Raw genomic sequence first — 15,960 nt, forward strand, 5'->3', positions numbered from 1 at the left:
ACTTATCTTCCGCCCCCTTCCTGTGCGGGATCTGCCAAATGGCGGTTCCCGCTCCGAAATTCAAATGGGTTTCGGGATTAACATAGACTCCTCTTCCCCCTCCTGGCGGTCGCGTCCCTGTTCAGGGCAGTGATAGCGGGCAGTAATTTCATCGCCATTGAGGCTATTTAAGTGCACATCGAACCCCCATAGCCTGTGTAGGTGTTTTAGTACCTCGGTCGTCTCTTTGCCTAGCGGACGGCGCCGGTACTGGGTGTGATGCAGGGTCAATGAGCGATCGCCACGAGTATCCACTGAGAAAACCTGGATATTGGGCTCCCTATTACCGAGGTTGTATTGGCCAGCGAGGTTTTCCCTTAGTTGTCGGTAACCGCTGTCGTCATGAATTGCGCTAACGACAATTTCATTTTCCTTATCGTTGTCACTGATACAGAAAAGCTTCATATCGCGCATTACTTTTGGCGAGAGAAACTGCAGGATAAAACTCTCGTCCTTAAAATCACGCATGGCAAATTGCAGCGTTTCCCGCCAGTTGCTCCCGGCGATATCGGGGAACCAACGGCGGTCCTCATCTGTTGGGTTTTCACAGATACGCCTTAGGTCACTAAAAATACTGAAGCCCAGTGTGTAGGGATTGATACCACTGTAATGAGGGCTGTCGAAACCGGGTTGTTGGATCACGTTTGTGTGGCTTTGCAGGAACTCCATCATAAAGCCTTCAGTTACCCGCCCGCGCCGGTAAAGCTCGGTCAATAGGGTGTAGTGCCAAAAGGTGGCCCACCCTTCGTTCATTACCTGTGTCTGGCGCTGTGGGTAAAAGTATTGGGCCAGTTTGCGCACGATACGCACTAGCTCCCGCTGCCAGCTCTCCAGCAGTGGTGCATTTTTTTCGATAAAGTAGAGGATATTTTCCTGGGGCTCCTCAGGGAAACGCTTCTCTCTGGTTTCCTCGGTGCCCTCACCGAGCTTGGGGATAGTTCTCCACAGGTCGTTGAGCTGTCGCTGTCGGTATTCCTCGCGCTCTTGCTGTTGTCGCTCCTCTTCAATCGCAGAAATGGGATAGGGGCGTTTGTAACGGTCAACTCCATAGTTCATCAGGGCGTGGCAGGAATCTAGTATGGCTTCGACCTCATCCAGACCGTAACGCTCTTCGCAGCGGGAAATATAGTTTTTTGCAAAGATCAGATAGTCGATGATACTGCTGGCATCGGTCCAGGAGCGGAAAAGATAATTGCCCTTGAAGAAAGAATTGTGTCCATAAGAGGCATGGGCGATGACCAGCGCCTGCATCGTCATGGTGTTTTCTTCCATGAGGTAGGCGATACAAGGGTTGGAGTTGATAACAATTTCATAAGCGAGGCCCATTAGACCTCGTTGGTAATTGTTTTCGACACTGATGAACTGCTTGCCGAAGGACCAGTGGTGATATCCCACCGGCATTCCCACCGAGGAGTAGGCATCCATCATTTGTTCTGAACAGATAACCTCAATCTGGTTGGGGTAGGTGTCCAGGCCAAATTCATCTGCCAGCTCAGCAATGGCGCGATCATATTCCTGGATAAGTTCAAATGTCCACTCAGAGGTAGTGGAGATAGGCCCCTGCGAGTCGGATTTCTGTGAGTCGTTGCCGCTGGCAAATGTGTCTAGCATCGAGCGGTTACCTTCTGGCTAAACAGTTGCCGGAAGACCGGATAGATATCCTGCACATCGACAATCTGTTCCATGGCAAAATGATTTGGGAAGAGGGTGCGCACACTTTCATACTCCTCCCAAAGAGCTTGGTGATCACGTGGTGTAATTTCTACATAGGAGTAGTACTGCACGTGGGGCATGATGTCATCGATCAGGATCCTGTGGCAGGTGCTGGAATCATCATTCCAGTTGTCACCATCAGATGCCTGGGCGCCGTAAATATTCCACTCGCTTTCTGGATAACGGTCACGCATGATCCGTCGCATGAGCTTCAGTGCACTGGAAACAATGGTTCCGCCGGTCTCGCGTGAATAGAAAAATTCCTCTTCATCCACTTCCTTGGCGCTAGTGTGATGGCGGATAAATACTACCTCGGTATACTCATAGCTGCGTTGGAGAAACAAGTACAGCAACAAGAAGAAGCGCTTGGCCATGTCCTTGGTGGCTTGGTTCATGGAACCGGACACATCCATCAGGCAAAACATTACAGCCCGTGAGCGTGGTTTGGGCTGGCGAATCAGTAAGTTGTATTTCAGGTCAAAATCATCAAGAAAAGGCACGCGGCTGATGCGCCTGCGTAGTTCGATAATCTCGTTTTTCAGTGCATCAATCTTGCGCTGGTCGCGAAGGACGGACTCTTTTTGTTCCTCCTGTTCCAAAGATTGCTCAAGTTCGCGCAGCCCTCTCCTTTTTCTACTGGTCAGAGCAATGCGGCGCGCGTGGGCGGCTCTCAAAGAGCGGATCACATTGAGGCGGCCTGGCGTACCCTCATTACTGATGCCAGCGCGAACTACCTGGAAGGATTCATTTCCCGCGAGACGGCGTTTGATCATATTGGGCAGTTGAAGGCCCTCAAACATAAAGTCGAGAAACTCCTCCTGGGAGATCTGGAAGACAAAATCATCTACGCCTTCGCCGCTATCACTGGCGCCACCGCCGCCACCATCACCACCTCTTTGATTTTGTCGTGGTATCCGATCACCGGTAGTGAATTCCTTGTTGCCTGGCAAAACACGCTCCACATGTCCGCCGGCACCGTGAGAAAAAAGGGGCTCGCTGATATCCCGGGTAGGAATACTGATACGCTCACCCTTATCCATATCCATAATGGAGCGGCTATTCATGGCATCGCCAACAGCTTTCTTTATATGGGCCTTGTAGCGCCTTAAGAAGCGTTGACGGTTAACCGTACTTTTCTTTTTTCCATTCAAGCGACGGTCGATGATATAGCTCATGTTTCTGCCTTTAGGCTGAATAAAACTTTTCGGCAATAGTCGCCATACAGCTTATCCAGAAATACTCTATAGGGCCTGCCGGGTTCTTAACGAAACCACAGGGTAAACCAGCGGTAGTCAAAGTTTCAGCTATACCCAGCGGGGAGACTGCGTCCGCAGTCCGTTTTTTTCTCCTGCAAGCTCAGAGCTTATTGCGACTTGCGAACCCGCAGGTACCATTCAGACAATAGACGAACTTGCTTCTCGGTATAGCCACGCTCCACCATGCGGGCAACGAAGTCCGCGTGCTTGCGTTTATCATCCGCCGATGCCTTGGTGTTGAATGAGATTACCGGCAGGAGGTCTTCGGTATTGGAGAACATCTTCTTCTCAATAACCGCGCGTAACTTTTCGTAGGATCTCCAGTCAGGGTTTTTACCCTGATTATTGGCCCGAGCACGCAATACAAAATTGACAATCTCATTGCGGAAATCTTTGGGGTTGGATATTCCTGCGGGTTTTTCTGTTTTTTCCAGTTCTTCGTTTAGCGCGCCACGATCCAGTATTTCACCAGTTTCCGGATCGCGGTATTCCTGATCTTGGATCCAAAAGTCGGCATATGTGACATAGCGATCAAACAAGTTTTGACCATATTCCGCATAAGATTCCAGATAAGCGGTCTGGATTTCCTTGCCGATAAACTCCACATACCTTGGTGCCAGGTACTCTTTGATAAAGCCGAGATAGGTTTCCTGAATTTCTGGGGGAAACTGCTCCTGCTCTATTTGCTGCTCTAGCACATAGAGCAAATGAACTGGGTTGGCCGCAACTTCTGTTGCGTCGAAGTTGAAGACTTTAGAGAGGATCTTGAACGCAAAACGTGTCGAGAGGCCGTTCATGCCCTCGTCGACACCTGCATTGTCACGATATTCCTGAATAGTTTTGGCTTTGGGGTCGGTATCCTTAAGATTCTCGCCATCATAAATACGCATTTTGGAGTAAAGGCTGGAATTTTCCGGATTTTTAACTCGGGAAAGCACAGAGAACTGTGCCAGCATACGCAGAGTGTCCGGTGCACAGGGCGCTTTGGATAGAGAACTATTTTCTAATAATTTTTGATAAATCTTGATTTCTTCCAGAACTCGTACGCAATAAGGCACCTTGACAATGTAAATCCGGTCGAGAAATGCCTCGTTATTTCTATTGTTGCGGAATGACTGCCACTCAGATTCGTTTGAGTGTGCCAAAATGGTGCCATTAAAAGGGATAGAACCGAGTCCTTCGGTACTATTGTAATTGCCTTCCTGTGTAGCGGTCAGAAGGGGGTGGAGCACCTTAATTGGCGCCTTGAACATTTCCACAAACTCCATCAGTCCCTGGTTGGCACGGCAGAGGCTACCGGAAAAGCTATAGGCATCCGGGTCATTTTGCGGAAAGTCTTCCAGCTTGCGAATGTCAATTTTGCCCACCAGAGACGATATATCCTGGTTATTTTCATCCCCTGGTTCTGTTTTGGATATTGCGACCTGATCCAGGATGGATGGTCGAATTTTTACTACACGAAACTTACTGATATCGCCTTTAAATTCATGCAAGCGTTTAACCGCCCAGGGCGACATAATGGTATTGACATAACGCCTGGCAATTCCGTAGTCCTCTTCCAGAATACGTCCGTCCTCACTGGGTGAGAATAGGCCCAAGGGGGATTCAAAAACCGGTGAACCTTTTATTGCGTAAATGGGCACCTGCTCCATTAAAGCTTTTAAACGCTCTGCCAGGGAGGATTTTCCACCTCCAACCGGGCCGAGCAAATACAGTATTTGTTTCTTCTCTTCCAGACCCTGAGCTGCATGGCGAAAGAATGAGACAATCTGCTCAATCGCCTCTTCCATTCCATAAAACTCATTGAAAGCCTTATAGCGCTTGATGACTTTATTACAGAAAATTCGAGACAGGCGTGGGTCGCGGGAGGTATCTATTAACTCTGCCTCACCAATCGCCATAAGCATTCTCTCTGCGGGAGATGCATAGGCGCTACGGTCTGTTTTACATAGCTCCAGGTATTCCTGGATACTGAGTTCCTCGTCCTGGATTGACTCATACCGCTCCAAGTAGTGATTGAAAATTGTCATGATATTTACCTCCCTGTAGCCTAGTGGGCAGAGCTCAGTGTCCTGCTTATCGTTTGGATCAGTGCACTGGTTGTTTCTGAGACTGTGTCACCTGCGCAAATTTAGCGGTCGGTAGAGGCTGTGACACAGTGCTTGCATTGTTTGAGATAAGCTCGGCATACAGTGCTATACACTATTGCCGTTACTTTCCTTGTTCTTCCTGAGGGCAAGTAGAAATGTCCCCAGCTTTTCCAGCATAGCTTTCAGACCCAGTGCGGTACGGGAATGTCATCCAGATAGGTTGAATATAACGGCAGTTTTGAACTTTACTTACACTTGTTTAAAAGTGTTTAAATATCAAGGGAATCATCATGGCGATTCTTGTGACTGGCGGTGCCGGTTATATTGGTAGTCATACTTGTGTGGAGTTAATTGGAGCGGGCTATCAGCCAATCGTTGTGGATAACCTATCAAATAGTAATCGGGAAGCCCTGTTTCGTGTCGAAACTATCTCCGGCCAACAGGTGCCATTTTATAATTGTGATATTGGCGACCAGCAGGAACTTCGCAAAGTCTTTTCTGAGCACAACATTGAGTCAGTCATTCATTTTGCAGGGTTCAAGGCTGTGGGTGAGTCTGTTGAGCAGCCGTTGCGTTATTATCAGAACAATGTTGCGGGAACATTGGCCGTCATAGAAGTTATGGAGGAATTTGGTGTATATCGAATGATCTTCAGCTCATCAGCCACTGTTTACGGAGAACCTGAAACTGTACCAATCAAAGAGAGCTTTCCTACTGGCGCTACCAATCCTTATGGGGCTAGTAAGTTGATCGTTGAGAGTATTCTTCGAGATATCTGCGCTGCTCCTCAGAGTCTGTGGCGGGTGAGTCTTTTGCGTTATTTCAATCCCATTGGTGCCCATGAAAGCGGGAAAATTGGGGAGGATCCTCAGGGAATACCCAATAACCTATTGCCCTTTGTCTCTCAGGTTGCAGTAGGCCGACGTCCATATCTACAGGTCTTTGGTGATGACTACGATACAGTCGATGGTACCGGCGTCAGAGATTATATCCACGTGGTTGATTTGGCTCTGGGGCATTTGGCGGCACTGGGTCTGATCGAAAAACAGACAACTCAGGAAGGGTGTTATACCTACAACCTTGGAACTGGCCGAGGGAGTTCTGTATTTGAAGTTGTGCGTGCGTTTGAGAAAGTGAGTGGCAGGGAGGTACCTTTTAAGGTGCTTCCGCGCAGGCCTGGGGATATTGCAGAATATTATGCGAACCCGGAATTAGCCGAGAAAGAGCTGGGTTGGAAAGCTGAGTACGATTTAGAAAGAATGGTTGAAGATGCTTGGCGTTGGCAGTCTCAGAACCCGAAAGGGTACAGTACTGATTAACCCTCCCTTACAAAATAGAACTAATAGCTGACGGGATCACATTTCCAAAGCAGGAGTTATTTTTTGTGTACCTTTGTTATCCATGCCTTAGAGATTACAGTCTGTACAAAAGAACTCTTCGTCGCTAAGGCGCATTGCCGTTAGGTAACCACCCCAGACACAGCCTGTATCCAATGCAAAGATATTTTTTGTATCTGCGCGACCTTCCAGGGCAGCCCAGTGGCCAAAAATGATCTTGTCATTCCTAGTTTTTCTATTAGGGAAGCTAAACCAGGGCTTGTAATCAGCATGTGCGGCCTGTGGCCCCCGCTTGGTAACAAGGTCCAGAGTGCCATCTTCTTTGCAGAAACGCATGCGCGTAAAGTAGTTGGTAATTGAGCGCAACCGCTCAATGCCGAAAAGGTGCTCATTCCAACAGTGGGGTTCGTTGCCATACATTCCATAGAAGTAAGCCTTTGCCATAGCTTCTTCAGCGAGGGCATGTTCAACTTCGCGGGCAAGCTCTTGCGCCTTAGTAATACTCCAGATAGGAGGGATACCGGCGTGGACCATGATGTATCCCTTTTTATGCACAAGAAGGGGCAAACTTTGGAGCCAAGCCAGTAATTGATCAGAATCCTTGGCTTTTAGCACCTTAGCTAGGTCATGCTCTTTGTCGGAGAGATGTTTGGCCCCATGTGCCAGAGCCAGGAGGTGAAGATCATGATTACCCAATACAGCGGTAACTTGGTGACGGTGCTCATATAGAAAGCGCAGAGTGCCCAAGCTATCATCACCACGATGTACTAAATCTCCAGCAAGCCACAATTTATCTCGGTCAAAACGAAAGTGGATTTTCTTGAGTAGGCGTTGCAGTGGCTCAAGACAGCCCTGGATATCGCCAATTGCATAAGTGGCCAATGTCTTCCCCCAAAAATCAGCTTGCTACTTTTATTAATATGTCAGTGTATTGCAGTGATTTGCTAGCAGTACAAACTCTTCGACACTGAGGGTTTCCGGGCGGCGACTGGTGTCTACTGGCAACACACTTGCGTCCAATTCTGGAAACAGAGGCTTCAAAGCATTGCGTAATGTCTTGCGCCGCTGCTGAAAGGCGACATTGACGATTCGCTCCAGTAATTTCTCATTCTCTGCGACGAATGGAAGTTTATGGTGGGGAATCAGACGCACGATTGCAGATTCCACTTTAGGAGCTGGCTGGAATGACTGGGGCGGAACGGGAAACAGGCCCTGTACACGACAATAGTATTGCACCATGACACTCAGGCGGCCAAAGGATTTGGTTCCCGGTCTGGCACTGAGGCGGTCGACCACTTCTTTTTGCAGCATAAAGTGCATGTCCTGCACTTTTCCCTCAAAGCTGAGCAAGTGAAATAAAAGGGGCGTGGAAATATTGTAAGGGAGGTTACCGACAATACGCAGAGGGGACCCTGCAGCAAACTCTCCAAAGTCAAACTTAAGGGCGTCCCGCTCAATAATGTTAAACTGTGGGTAGTCCCTGAATTTGAATTGCAGTAAGGGGATCAGGTCACGGTCTAATTCCACAGCAGTGAGTGAAGGGCATCGCCGAAGAAGTAGTTCGGTAATAGCACCTTGGCCGGGACCGATCTCTACCAGCTTGTCCGATTCCTTAGGTGCAACGGCGCGTACTATGCGCTCGATTATATTTTCATCAACCAAAAAGTTTTGGCCGAATCGCTTACGGGCCTTGTGTTGGAAAAAATTGTCCATTAAATAGTCTGTATTTTACGGGGTTGCTAAGTGTGGAATATGGGAAGTCATTGGGGCAAATATTGCTAGGCGCCTTGCCGTTTTGCTAATTCGATGGCTTGGCTCAGGGCTGCCTCTAAGCTGCCGCTGTCGGCCTGGCCGCTCCCGGCCAGATCCAGGGCAGTGCCGTGATCGACTGAAGTACGGATAAACGGCAGCCCCAGGGTAATATTTACCGCCTTGCCGAAACCTTTGAATTTTAACACCGGTAGCCCCTGATCGTGATACATCGCCAATATGGCATCACATCGAGCTAGCTGCGGTGGGGTGAAAAGTGTATCGGCCGGCAGGGGGCCGATACACTGAATGCCCTGTGCTCGTAACTTCTCCAGAGTGGGCGCGATAATCTCAATTTCCTCCCGCCCCAGGTGTCCGCCTTCGCCGGCATGAGGGTTCAAGCCGCATACGCCGATACGAGGTGCGCTGATACGAAACTGCTTAGTCAAGCTGTGGTGCAGGATGTGAATTATTTGTATTAGGCGGTTTTCGGTGATGGCGCTGCTGACTTCCTTTAATGGGAGGTGTGTAGTAACTAGGGCCACCCGGAGCTCTTCGGCTGTAAGCATCATGACGACACGTTCTACACCAGCCTGATCGGCAAAGAACTCGGTATGCCCACTAAACGGTATACCCGCGTCGTTGATGACGCCCTTGTGCACGGGACCGGTCACCAAAGCATCAAAGGATCCTTCGAGGCATCCTTGTGCAGCCATTTCCAGGGTTTTCAGCACATAGGGGGAATTGGCTGGATTCAATACGCCAGGCTGGGCCTCAGCAGCCATTGGGGCTTCTTTGATATAGAGGCTCCCCGGTGGGGTACTTGATGGGGGCGCATCCTGAGAAAAAGGCAGTAATTGCAAGGGCAGTTTTACGTTGGCGGCGGTTTGGTATAGCAAGGTGGGATCGACGATGGAAACCACTTGAGCCGCACTGCCTTGCTGGGCTACTTTAACTGCTAATTCAGGGCCTATACCTGCGGGTTCGCCAGGGGTTAAGGCGATTCTGGGGATCATTGAGATGCCTATTTCCTATTCAATAAAAAACCGGGCTCAATGGCCCGGTTTTAAGGTTCCAGTAGAGAGCCTGCTATTGCTGCTCTTCTTCAGTTGAGCCCTGATTTTCGTCCTGAAGCTTGATTTCTACAAAAGCTTGATCGCGTATCTCCCTGCGCCAATTTTGCAATTCTTCCTCATAGCGGCGGTTGCGCAGTAAGTTCGCAGCCTGGTTACGGATGTATTGGTCTGTCATATCCTGCTTACGACGACCTTCTACCATCAGTATGTGCCAGCCAAACTGACTGCGGAATGGCAGGCTGATTTCCCCAATATTAGTGGTGTCCATAGCCTGGGTAAATTCCGGCACAAACTGTCCAGGCATGGACCAGCCAAGATCACCTCCGGAAAGCATGGAGCCGATATCCTCGGAATTTTCCCGAGCCAGCTCGGCGAAATTCTCGCTGGCCATCGCTTCTTCGCGCATGCTGATCAACTTATTATAAGCCTCGTCATCAGTGAGGATGGCAGAGGGCTTGAGCAGAATATGGCGAACCTTGGTCTGCTCTACCAACTGCTCGCTGGCACCTTTTTGGGCGTGAATCTTGAGCAGGTGGAAGCCGGCATCACTGCGGAATGGCTCAGTGACGTCCCCTACCTTCATGCCGCTGAGAGCATCGGCAAACAGGGTGGGTAGTTCTACCGTTTTGCGCCAGCCCAGGTCGCCACCAGCGAGGGCATTTTGCCCTGCGGAATTGGCAATGGCCAAGCGGCGGAAGTCGGCACCATTTTGCGCCTGCCGGGCCAGCTCCTCAGCTTTTTCACGAGCTTGGGTAACCTCGCTGGCAGGCGCGCTGGAACTGATAGGGATCAGGATATGACCCAATTCATATTGTGGGGACTTCCAGAACTCCCCCTCCTTGGAACGCAGGAAGTTATCGATGTCCTGGTCGGTAATCTGAATTCGACGGTTCACGCTGCCCTGTTCCACACGGCGAATCATCAGCTCTTGGCGGATCTGCTGGCGAAAGCTCTTCATGGTCATACCATCAGCGAGGAGGCGCTGACGAAACTCCTCGGGGCTGACACTGGCATTTTGCTGTACCCGTGCGATAGCCTGATCGAGCTCTGACTCAGAAATCGTAACACCAGCGCGGGAAGCCATCTGCAATTGTAAGCGCTCAATGATCAGTTGCTCCAGGACCTGTCGGCGCAATATATCTATGGGCGGGGCCTGAACTTGTTGGGCCTGGATCTGGCTGGCAATGGTGTTCATGCGCTGGGCCAGCTCACTGGCCATCACCACATCCTCATCGACAACAGCGACGACCCGGTCCAGGGTCTGTACTTGTGCTGTGACAGTGCCAGCGATCAGGGCACAGGCAGCCAGAACGGATGACAGGCCTAATTTCGGTGCAAATTTCTGCATTATTCTCATCACGGTTTCAGCTTTTCTCTCTGATCAAAGTTTGCAATGCCCTTGGTCAGCATCTGGGTTACAGTTGATCCGAACCCAGCCAGACCTTTTAGTTGCACCTCTAGGAAGATACCTTCCTCGTACTCCAAGTCCTCAGCGGCTACGACCCCGGCCAAGTCATTGTCCAAGGTGCGGCTCCATACTAGGCGCGCACGATAGCAGCAATCATCGTATTCGATGCCAGCTAAGTATTGCAGTTCCCGATTCAGGGTGAAATCGTAGGCGGCGCTAGCCATTATAGAGGTATGGGTGCTGATAGGCAGGGCCGCGGAGCTGTTGAGTTGCCGTGTCGATGAGTCGTCTGCTATGTCAATGAATCGCACACGTTCATCCCGCTCATAGTAGTAGCTAAGGTTGAAGATGCGGGCATCATCGTCAAAGTATCGCAGGCTGAAATTGCCCCGGTTGACATTGCGCTCTCTATCATCGTAAACAAATTCACTGCCGATACGCAGGGACTGTATCGGGCGACTCTCCAGTCGGGCAGCGAGCTCAGAGCGAGGATTATCCTCGATTAATTCATCTCTACCAATTTGCGTATTGCTAGCATAGTAGGCTTGGCCAATACTGGCGGAAAACAGGTCGCGTCCGCTGATCGGGTCAATAAAGCGGGTGGTGAGCCCCAGAGCAATTCGACTTGCGTCGTCTATACGGTCACTACCCGCAAAACGGCTGTCGCGGAACAGTTGATCGTAGCTGAAGGTAAATAGCGAGGTATCGTAAAGCAGATTATTACTACGGGGATCAATAACAAGTATATTAGCAGGGTCGTAGGGGTAATTAACTTCTTTCCTACTGATATCAAAAAAGTCATCCTGGTTGGCATTACTACTGATCAGTGTAAACAGCCGGGGTTCCAGGGTGTGAATAAAGTCCCTGTTGAAAATAAAACTATCCCGCTCAAAATACAGGCCCGTATCCAGGGTGAACTGGGCGGCGGCTGCATCGGGTGTGTCGTTGGCATCTTCGGGCAGGAACAGATCACTCACCTGGTAGCCCAGATAACGACCGGCGATACCGGGTTTGAAATAGCCCCATAGCCACTCTTTATCCCAGGCGAGTTCGTAGTCGAGGCGCAACCTATCCGCAGTGATAAAATCTCTGGTGATTGGGGTCACAGTTTCTGGATCATCAGTGTCCCCGATACGGGTGACTGTCTGAGTATCCTGATGCCTCCAGGCTACGGCTTCGTTCTGCATAGAGAGTAGCCAGTCCCCCCAGCGGTAGTTGCCATCCACATCCAATCGGGGAAGCTGGGCGAACTGATCAAAGGCGTCGTTTTGCAGGACCTGATAGTCCTGAGCGCGTAAAGTGACTTTCCAGTTTTCTGTGCTCAGGCTGCCTTGTGCTGCTTGGCTTACAGCAGTTTCTGCGTTTATACCCAGGTTGGCTGTGCTCAGATCCCGAAAATAGTCGGGGTCACTGACCTTCGTATAGTTAATATCGGTGCGCCAAACACTGCCACTGTAACCGCCTTCCTGGTCAAGGTTCACCAGCCAGCGGTCTTCACCTTTGTAGGGGAGCACCAGATCCTCGGGGAAGCCCCGGTCGATAAGCTTGCGGGATAGATCATCGTTGCCGCCTTTGTCATTTGGCAGATCAGCTACGCGGAGTCTGGTATTAAAGACAGGGCTCAAGTGGCGAAATTCCACTTCCAGGCCTTTGCCCCGGTATTGGATATAACGCGGGGTTATGGTCGCATCCATCTGCGGCGCTATATTCCAGTAGTAGGGAATGGCCAGGTCCCAACCGTTTTTATCGCTGTTACTCAGTGAGGGAAATAGGAATCCCGACATGCGGGCATCGCCGACCGGAAAGCGGAAGTAGGGGGCGTAGAAAACTGGAACATTCAGGATTTCCAGGCGTACATTTCGGGCGACGCCTTGACTTTCAACCTCATCAATATTGATCTCGTCGCCGGTTAGTCGCCAAAACTCCCGCCCCGGCTCACAACGGGTGTAGGTACCGTCTGCGAGGGTAAGTTCCCCACTGGTTTGACGTGCTACATAGGCGGCATCCCCGTGAATAAATTCATCGTGTATGACGTAAGTGGCATCCTCAATGGAGGCCGCCTCGCTGTCAGTATGCACTTCAGCAGATGCTCCCCGGATCAGCAGACCCGGTTCGCGCAATTCAATTGCTCCACGCAGGTAGGCAGTACTCGTCTGCTGATTGATATCTACCTGGTCCGCAAACAGTTGGCGATAGCCCTGGGTAATATGTACGTTGCCGATTAACTCTGCGGTACCATCCTCGAGCAACCTGGATTGTTCCGCCGTGGCCCGCAAGGGGGCATCTTCAGGAGAAAGGTTTGCTCCCGGATAATTCCTCGGAGGGGCGACAAATGCGCCTGAGCAGATGGCGGGTACCCTGGCTCTTTCTGCGGGCGTCAGTTCAGAGCGGGGCAGCCAGTCCAAGTAAAGATAGGGGTTGTAGTTTGGATCTTCACTGTTCTCGCCTTGATCAGCGTTTGCCCACAGGGGCTGCGCGGCGATAAGACCGATGGCGAGGGTACGGGCTCGGGAGTGATCAGCTATCGCCAGCGCAAGGCGACGCCACCGGGAGACTTCAAGCATCAATCGATAGGTTCCGGCTATTCTTTAGTATTTCTTTATCGGTAGATGCGTGCGACAGCTATCCAGCCGGGGCGCGCAAAAATCTTCGCCCGATTCTACTTGAATGTAGAAGTGGTTAATAGCCACACCACTGGTACAGATATAGGGGAAATTGTATTGTCGCCGGTGGACGGCATCCAGGGTAGGGTTACAATGCCTTCCGATACCCGGAAAATGCCGGGCAAATAATAAGCCACAGATTGAAGTAATAAATGAAGGGTGTGCTGTGACTGATGACCTGCGACGTGAAGAGCTTGGCCGCTGGGTAGGACGGGCCCTGGAAATGGAGAGTTCCGCGGAGTTATCCAACCTTGCCAGTGATGCGGGCTTTAGGCGCTATTTCCGCACGAATACCAAGCCCACCTTAATCGCCGTTGATTCACCGCCCCGAGTCACTAATCCCGCCCGTTTTGTAGCGGTGGCTGACTATCTACGTCGCAATGGTATTCATACTCCGATGATAGTGGCGGCGGATACCGCCAATGGCTATCTCTTGTTGGAGGATCTCGGCGATACCCAATTATTCGGTGTGCTTAGCAGGGACAGTGTTGAAGGCCTCTACGCGGAGGTAATGAGTGAACTGCTGTGTCTGCAGCAGATCCCTCGGGATAAGGATATTTTTCCTGAGTACAGTTCAGAATTATTGCTGACTGAGATGAACATCATGCCGGAGTGGCTGGTGGGAAAATTACTTGGTTATCAAGTCAGCAACGCGGAAGCCCGAATGCTGGAGGATACTTTTCAGCTGTTGCTGGAGAGTGCAGCTAGCCAACCGCACACTCTTGTGCACCGGGATTATCACAGTCGCAACCTGATGATCCGCGGGGGTGAGCGACCGGGAATTGTGGATTTCCAGGATGCGGTATGGGGCCCCGCCACTTACGATTTGGTTTCGCTTTTACGCGATTGCTATATACGCTGGCCGCGCGAGCGGGTGGAGCGTTGGGCCCTGGCCTATGCGGCTACTGCGGAAGCTGCTGGAGTGTTGGAACCCGTAGCTCCTGAAATGTTCTTACGTTGGTTCGACTGGATGGGGCTGCAACGTCATATTAAAGTACTTGGCCTTTTTCCACGCCTGTCGCTGCGGGATCGCAAGCAAGGTTACCTTGGAAATTTGCCCCTGGTGATTCGCTATGTATTGGAAACCGCAGAGCGCTACCCCGAATTGAGGCCCTTTGGCGAGTGGTTTGACAGTCAGTTAATACCGCTTATCGAACAGCAATCCTGGTACAGCGATTATCGTTGCGCCGGAGACTAGTTCAGGCAAGTCACAAGAAAATTGTATAGATTAATTTGATGACCCATCTTACTGAGACCCAGCCGGCAACTGCTATGGTGCTGGCCGCAGGCTTTGGGCGCCGCATGCGCCCTCTCACTGATCAAACCCCCAAGCCCCTGCTTTCAGTGGCAGGGAAACCCCTGATTGAGCACGCATTGGAGCGGCTCAGGGGTATCGGCGTGCGCCGGGTGGTGATTAATCTGGGTTACCTCGGCCATATGATCCGCGATTACCTGGGTAGCGGGGAGCGTTGGGGGCTAGATATTCAATATTCGGTAGAGCATGAAGAGAGGCCACTCGAAACCGCCGGCGGCATCCTCAATGCGATGCCACTCCTGGGAGAGGCGCCTTTCCTGGTGGTAAATGGAGATGTCTGGTGTGATTTCGACCTCTCCAACTGGGTGGCCCGCCCACTGCCCGAGGGGTGCCCTGGGCGGCTGCTGATGGTGCCCAATCCGCCACATAACCCAGAGGGAGATTTTGGTATCGAGGATGGCCTGCTGTCCGGCACAGCCAAGCCCCGATACACCTTTGCTGGCATCAGTTGGTTGCGCCCAGAGGTACTCACCCAATACCCGAAGATGCGTGAGTGCTTTGGGCTTGGTGAGTTATTTACCTTTAATGAAGATAAATTGCAGGCGGAGTTATACCGGGGGGACTGGTGCGACGTGGGTACCCCCGAGCGCCTGGACCGATTGCATCGCCGCCTGACTGCGGAAAACTGAGTTTTTAAGGATATTGAGATGTCTGATTACAAAATTGCTCCATCCATTCTCTCGGCCGATTTCGCTCGCTTGGGAGAGGAGGTGGATAATGTCTTGGCGGCTGGGGCCGATTGGGTGCACTTCGATGTGATGGATAACCACTATGTGCCCAACCTCACCATTGGCCCTATGGTGTGTCAGGCACTGCGCAAACATGGCGTCGAGGCGCCAATTGATGTACATCTGATGGTGGAACCTGTGGACGATATGATCCGTATGTTCGCTGATGCTGGCGCTACTTATATCACTTTCCATCCAGAGGCCTCCCGCCACCCGGACCGCTCCCTGCAATTGATCCGCAGCCTGGGCTGCAAAGCCGGGTTGGTATTTAACCCGGCCAGCAGCCTGGACACCGCCAAGTATGTGATGGATAAGCTGGATATGATTCTATTAATGTCGGTCAACCCGGGTTTTGGCGGCCAGAAATTTATTCCGAGCACCCTGACAAAACTGGGCGAGACACGCCAGTTGATTGATGCTTCCGGCTACGATATCCGCCTGGAGATTGATGGTGGGGTCAATAGGGACAATATTGCCGAAATTGCTGCTGCGGGTGCCGATACTTTCGTAGCTGGCTCCGCGATCTTTAACACACCGGACTACGCTGAGGTAATCGACGCTATGCGCAAGAGCTTGTCCTGAAAAA

Annotated in this window: 13 protein-coding genes; 5 read left to right on the forward strand and 8 right to left on the reverse strand. The window is 51.1% G+C overall.

The features are described from left to right. Positions 1 to 60: 60 nt before the first annotated feature. The 3 genes from ACCI49_RS08145 to ACCI49_RS08155 form a co-directional block, all read right to left on the reverse strand. Positions 61 to 1,650, reverse strand: a complete 1,590-nt coding sequence (locus ACCI49_RS08145) for a SpoVR family protein (RefSeq protein WP_371838464.1) — start codon at positions 1,648 to 1,650, stop codon at positions 61 to 63. After that, positions 1,644 to 2,927: a YeaH/YhbH family protein gene (locus ACCI49_RS08150; RefSeq protein ID WP_371838465.1), complete on the reverse strand. Its 1,284-nt coding sequence runs from the start codon at positions 2,925 to 2,927 to the stop codon at positions 1,644 to 1,646. The genes ACCI49_RS08145 and ACCI49_RS08150 overlap by 7 nt, the downstream gene beginning before the upstream one ends. Positions 2,928 to 3,115: 188 nt before the next feature. Next, positions 3,116 to 5,038 carry a PrkA family serine protein kinase gene (locus tag ACCI49_RS08155; RefSeq protein ID WP_371838466.1) on the reverse strand — a complete coding sequence of 641 codons (1,923 nt, stop codon included), beginning with the start codon at positions 5,036 to 5,038 and terminating at the stop codon, positions 3,116 to 3,118. 350 nt (positions 5,039 to 5,388) lie between these two features. On the opposite strand from ACCI49_RS08155, the gene galE reads away from it, so the two are divergent. Next, the gene (galE, locus tag ACCI49_RS08160) at positions 5,389 to 6,417 is read left to right on the forward strand and encodes a UDP-glucose 4-epimerase GalE (protein WP_371838467.1); all 1,029 of its coding nucleotides are present in this window, start codon (positions 5,389 to 5,391) and stop codon (positions 6,415 to 6,417) included. 87 nt (positions 6,418 to 6,504) lie between these two features. Here the strand turns inward: galE and ACCI49_RS08165 are convergent, their stop codons facing one another. The 5 genes from ACCI49_RS08165 to ACCI49_RS08185 form a co-directional block, all read right to left on the reverse strand. Further along, a complete protein-coding gene (locus tag ACCI49_RS08165; protein WP_371838468.1) occupies positions 6,505 to 7,317 on the reverse strand; it encodes a symmetrical bis(5'-nucleosyl)-tetraphosphatase in 813 nt (270 codons plus the stop codon). 33 nt (positions 7,318 to 7,350) lie between these two features. Beyond that, a complete protein-coding gene (rsmA, locus tag ACCI49_RS08170) occupies positions 7,351 to 8,148 on the reverse strand; it encodes a 16S rRNA (adenine(1518)-N(6)/adenine(1519)-N(6))-dimethyltransferase RsmA (protein WP_371838469.1) in 798 nt (265 codons plus the stop codon). A 65-nt stretch (positions 8,149 to 8,213) separates the two neighbouring features. Next, on the reverse strand, positions 8,214 to 9,200 hold the full coding sequence (gene pdxA, locus ACCI49_RS08175; RefSeq protein WP_371838470.1) for a 4-hydroxythreonine-4-phosphate dehydrogenase PdxA: 987 nt from the start codon (positions 9,198 to 9,200) through the stop codon (positions 8,214 to 8,216). Positions 9,201 to 9,273: 73 nt separating this feature from the next. Beyond that, positions 9,274 to 10,608, reverse strand: coding sequence for a peptidylprolyl isomerase (locus tag ACCI49_RS08180; protein ID WP_371838471.1), 1,335 nt, complete (start codon positions 10,606 to 10,608; stop codon positions 9,274 to 9,276). An 8-nt stretch (positions 10,609 to 10,616) separates the two neighbouring features. Further along, positions 10,617 to 13,232 (reverse strand): LPS-assembly protein LptD, encoded by a 2,616-nt coding sequence (locus ACCI49_RS08185; protein WP_371838473.1) that lies wholly within the window; start codon positions 13,230 to 13,232, stop codon positions 10,617 to 10,619. 45 nt (positions 13,233 to 13,277) lie between these two features. Here ACCI49_RS08185 and ACCI49_RS08190 point away from each other — a divergent pair, with 45 nt between their 5' ends. From ACCI49_RS08190 to rpe, 4 genes are read left to right on the forward strand one after another with little or no spacing between them, the layout of a single operon-like run. Further along, on the forward strand, positions 13,278 to 13,460 hold the full coding sequence (locus ACCI49_RS08190) for a hypothetical protein (protein ID WP_371838474.1): 183 nt from the start codon (positions 13,278 to 13,280) through the stop codon (positions 13,458 to 13,460). Between the two features lie 37 nt (positions 13,461 to 13,497). Next, on the forward strand, positions 13,498 to 14,529 hold the full coding sequence (locus ACCI49_RS08195) for an aminoglycoside phosphotransferase family protein (protein WP_371838475.1): 1,032 nt from the start codon (positions 13,498 to 13,500) through the stop codon (positions 14,527 to 14,529). A 38-nt stretch (positions 14,530 to 14,567) separates the two neighbouring features. Then, the gene (locus tag ACCI49_RS08200; protein WP_371838476.1) at positions 14,568 to 15,275 is read left to right on the forward strand and encodes a nucleotidyltransferase family protein; all 708 of its coding nucleotides are present in this window, start codon (positions 14,568 to 14,570) and stop codon (positions 15,273 to 15,275) included. An 18-nt stretch (positions 15,276 to 15,293) separates the two neighbouring features. Beyond that, positions 15,294 to 15,956, forward strand: coding sequence for a ribulose-phosphate 3-epimerase (rpe, locus tag ACCI49_RS08205; RefSeq protein WP_371838477.1), 663 nt, complete (start codon positions 15,294 to 15,296; stop codon positions 15,954 to 15,956). Positions 15,957 to 15,960: the final 4 nt, after the last annotated feature.

This window comes from Microbulbifer epialgicus (assembly GCF_041447265.1).
GTDB classification, from domain to species: Bacteria; Pseudomonadota; Gammaproteobacteria; order Pseudomonadales; family Cellvibrionaceae; genus Microbulbifer; species Microbulbifer epialgicus.

Bases quoted from the DNA above. Each gene is read 5' to 3' on its own strand.
- ACCI49_RS08150 (WP_371838465.1), bottom strand. From the start codon at position 2,927: ATGAGCTATATCATCGACCGTCGCTTGAATGGAAAAAAGAAAAGTACG.
- ACCI49_RS08145 (WP_371838464.1), bottom strand. From the start codon at position 1,650: ATGCTAGACACATTTGCCAGCGGCAACGACTCACAGAAATCCGACTCG.
- ACCI49_RS08200 (WP_371838476.1), top strand. From the start codon at position 14,568: ATGACCCATCTTACTGAGACCCAGCCGGCAACTGCTATGGTGCTGGCC.
- ACCI49_RS08185 (WP_371838473.1), bottom strand. From the start codon at position 13,232: ATGCTTGAAGTCTCCCGGTGGCGTCGCCTTGCGCTGGCGATAGCTGAT.
- galE (WP_371838467.1), top strand. From the start codon at position 5,389: ATGGCGATTCTTGTGACTGGCGGTGCCGGTTATATTGGTAGTCATACT.
- ACCI49_RS08155 (WP_371838466.1), bottom strand. From the start codon at position 5,038: ATGACAATTTTCAATCACTACTTGGAGCGGTATGAGTCAATCCAGGAC.
- rpe (WP_371838477.1), top strand. From the start codon at position 15,294: ATGTCTGATTACAAAATTGCTCCATCCATTCTCTCGGCCGATTTCGCT.
- ACCI49_RS08180 (WP_371838471.1), bottom strand. From the start codon at position 10,608: ATGCAGAAATTTGCACCGAAATTAGGCCTGTCATCCGTTCTGGCTGCC.
- pdxA (WP_371838470.1), bottom strand. From the start codon at position 9,200: ATGATCCCCAGAATCGCCTTAACCCCTGGCGAACCCGCAGGTATAGGC.
- rsmA (WP_371838469.1), bottom strand. From the start codon at position 8,148: ATGGACAATTTTTTCCAACACAAGGCCCGTAAGCGATTCGGCCAAAAC.
- ACCI49_RS08190 (WP_371838474.1), top strand. From the start codon at position 13,278: ATGCGTGCGACAGCTATCCAGCCGGGGCGCGCAAAAATCTTCGCCCGA.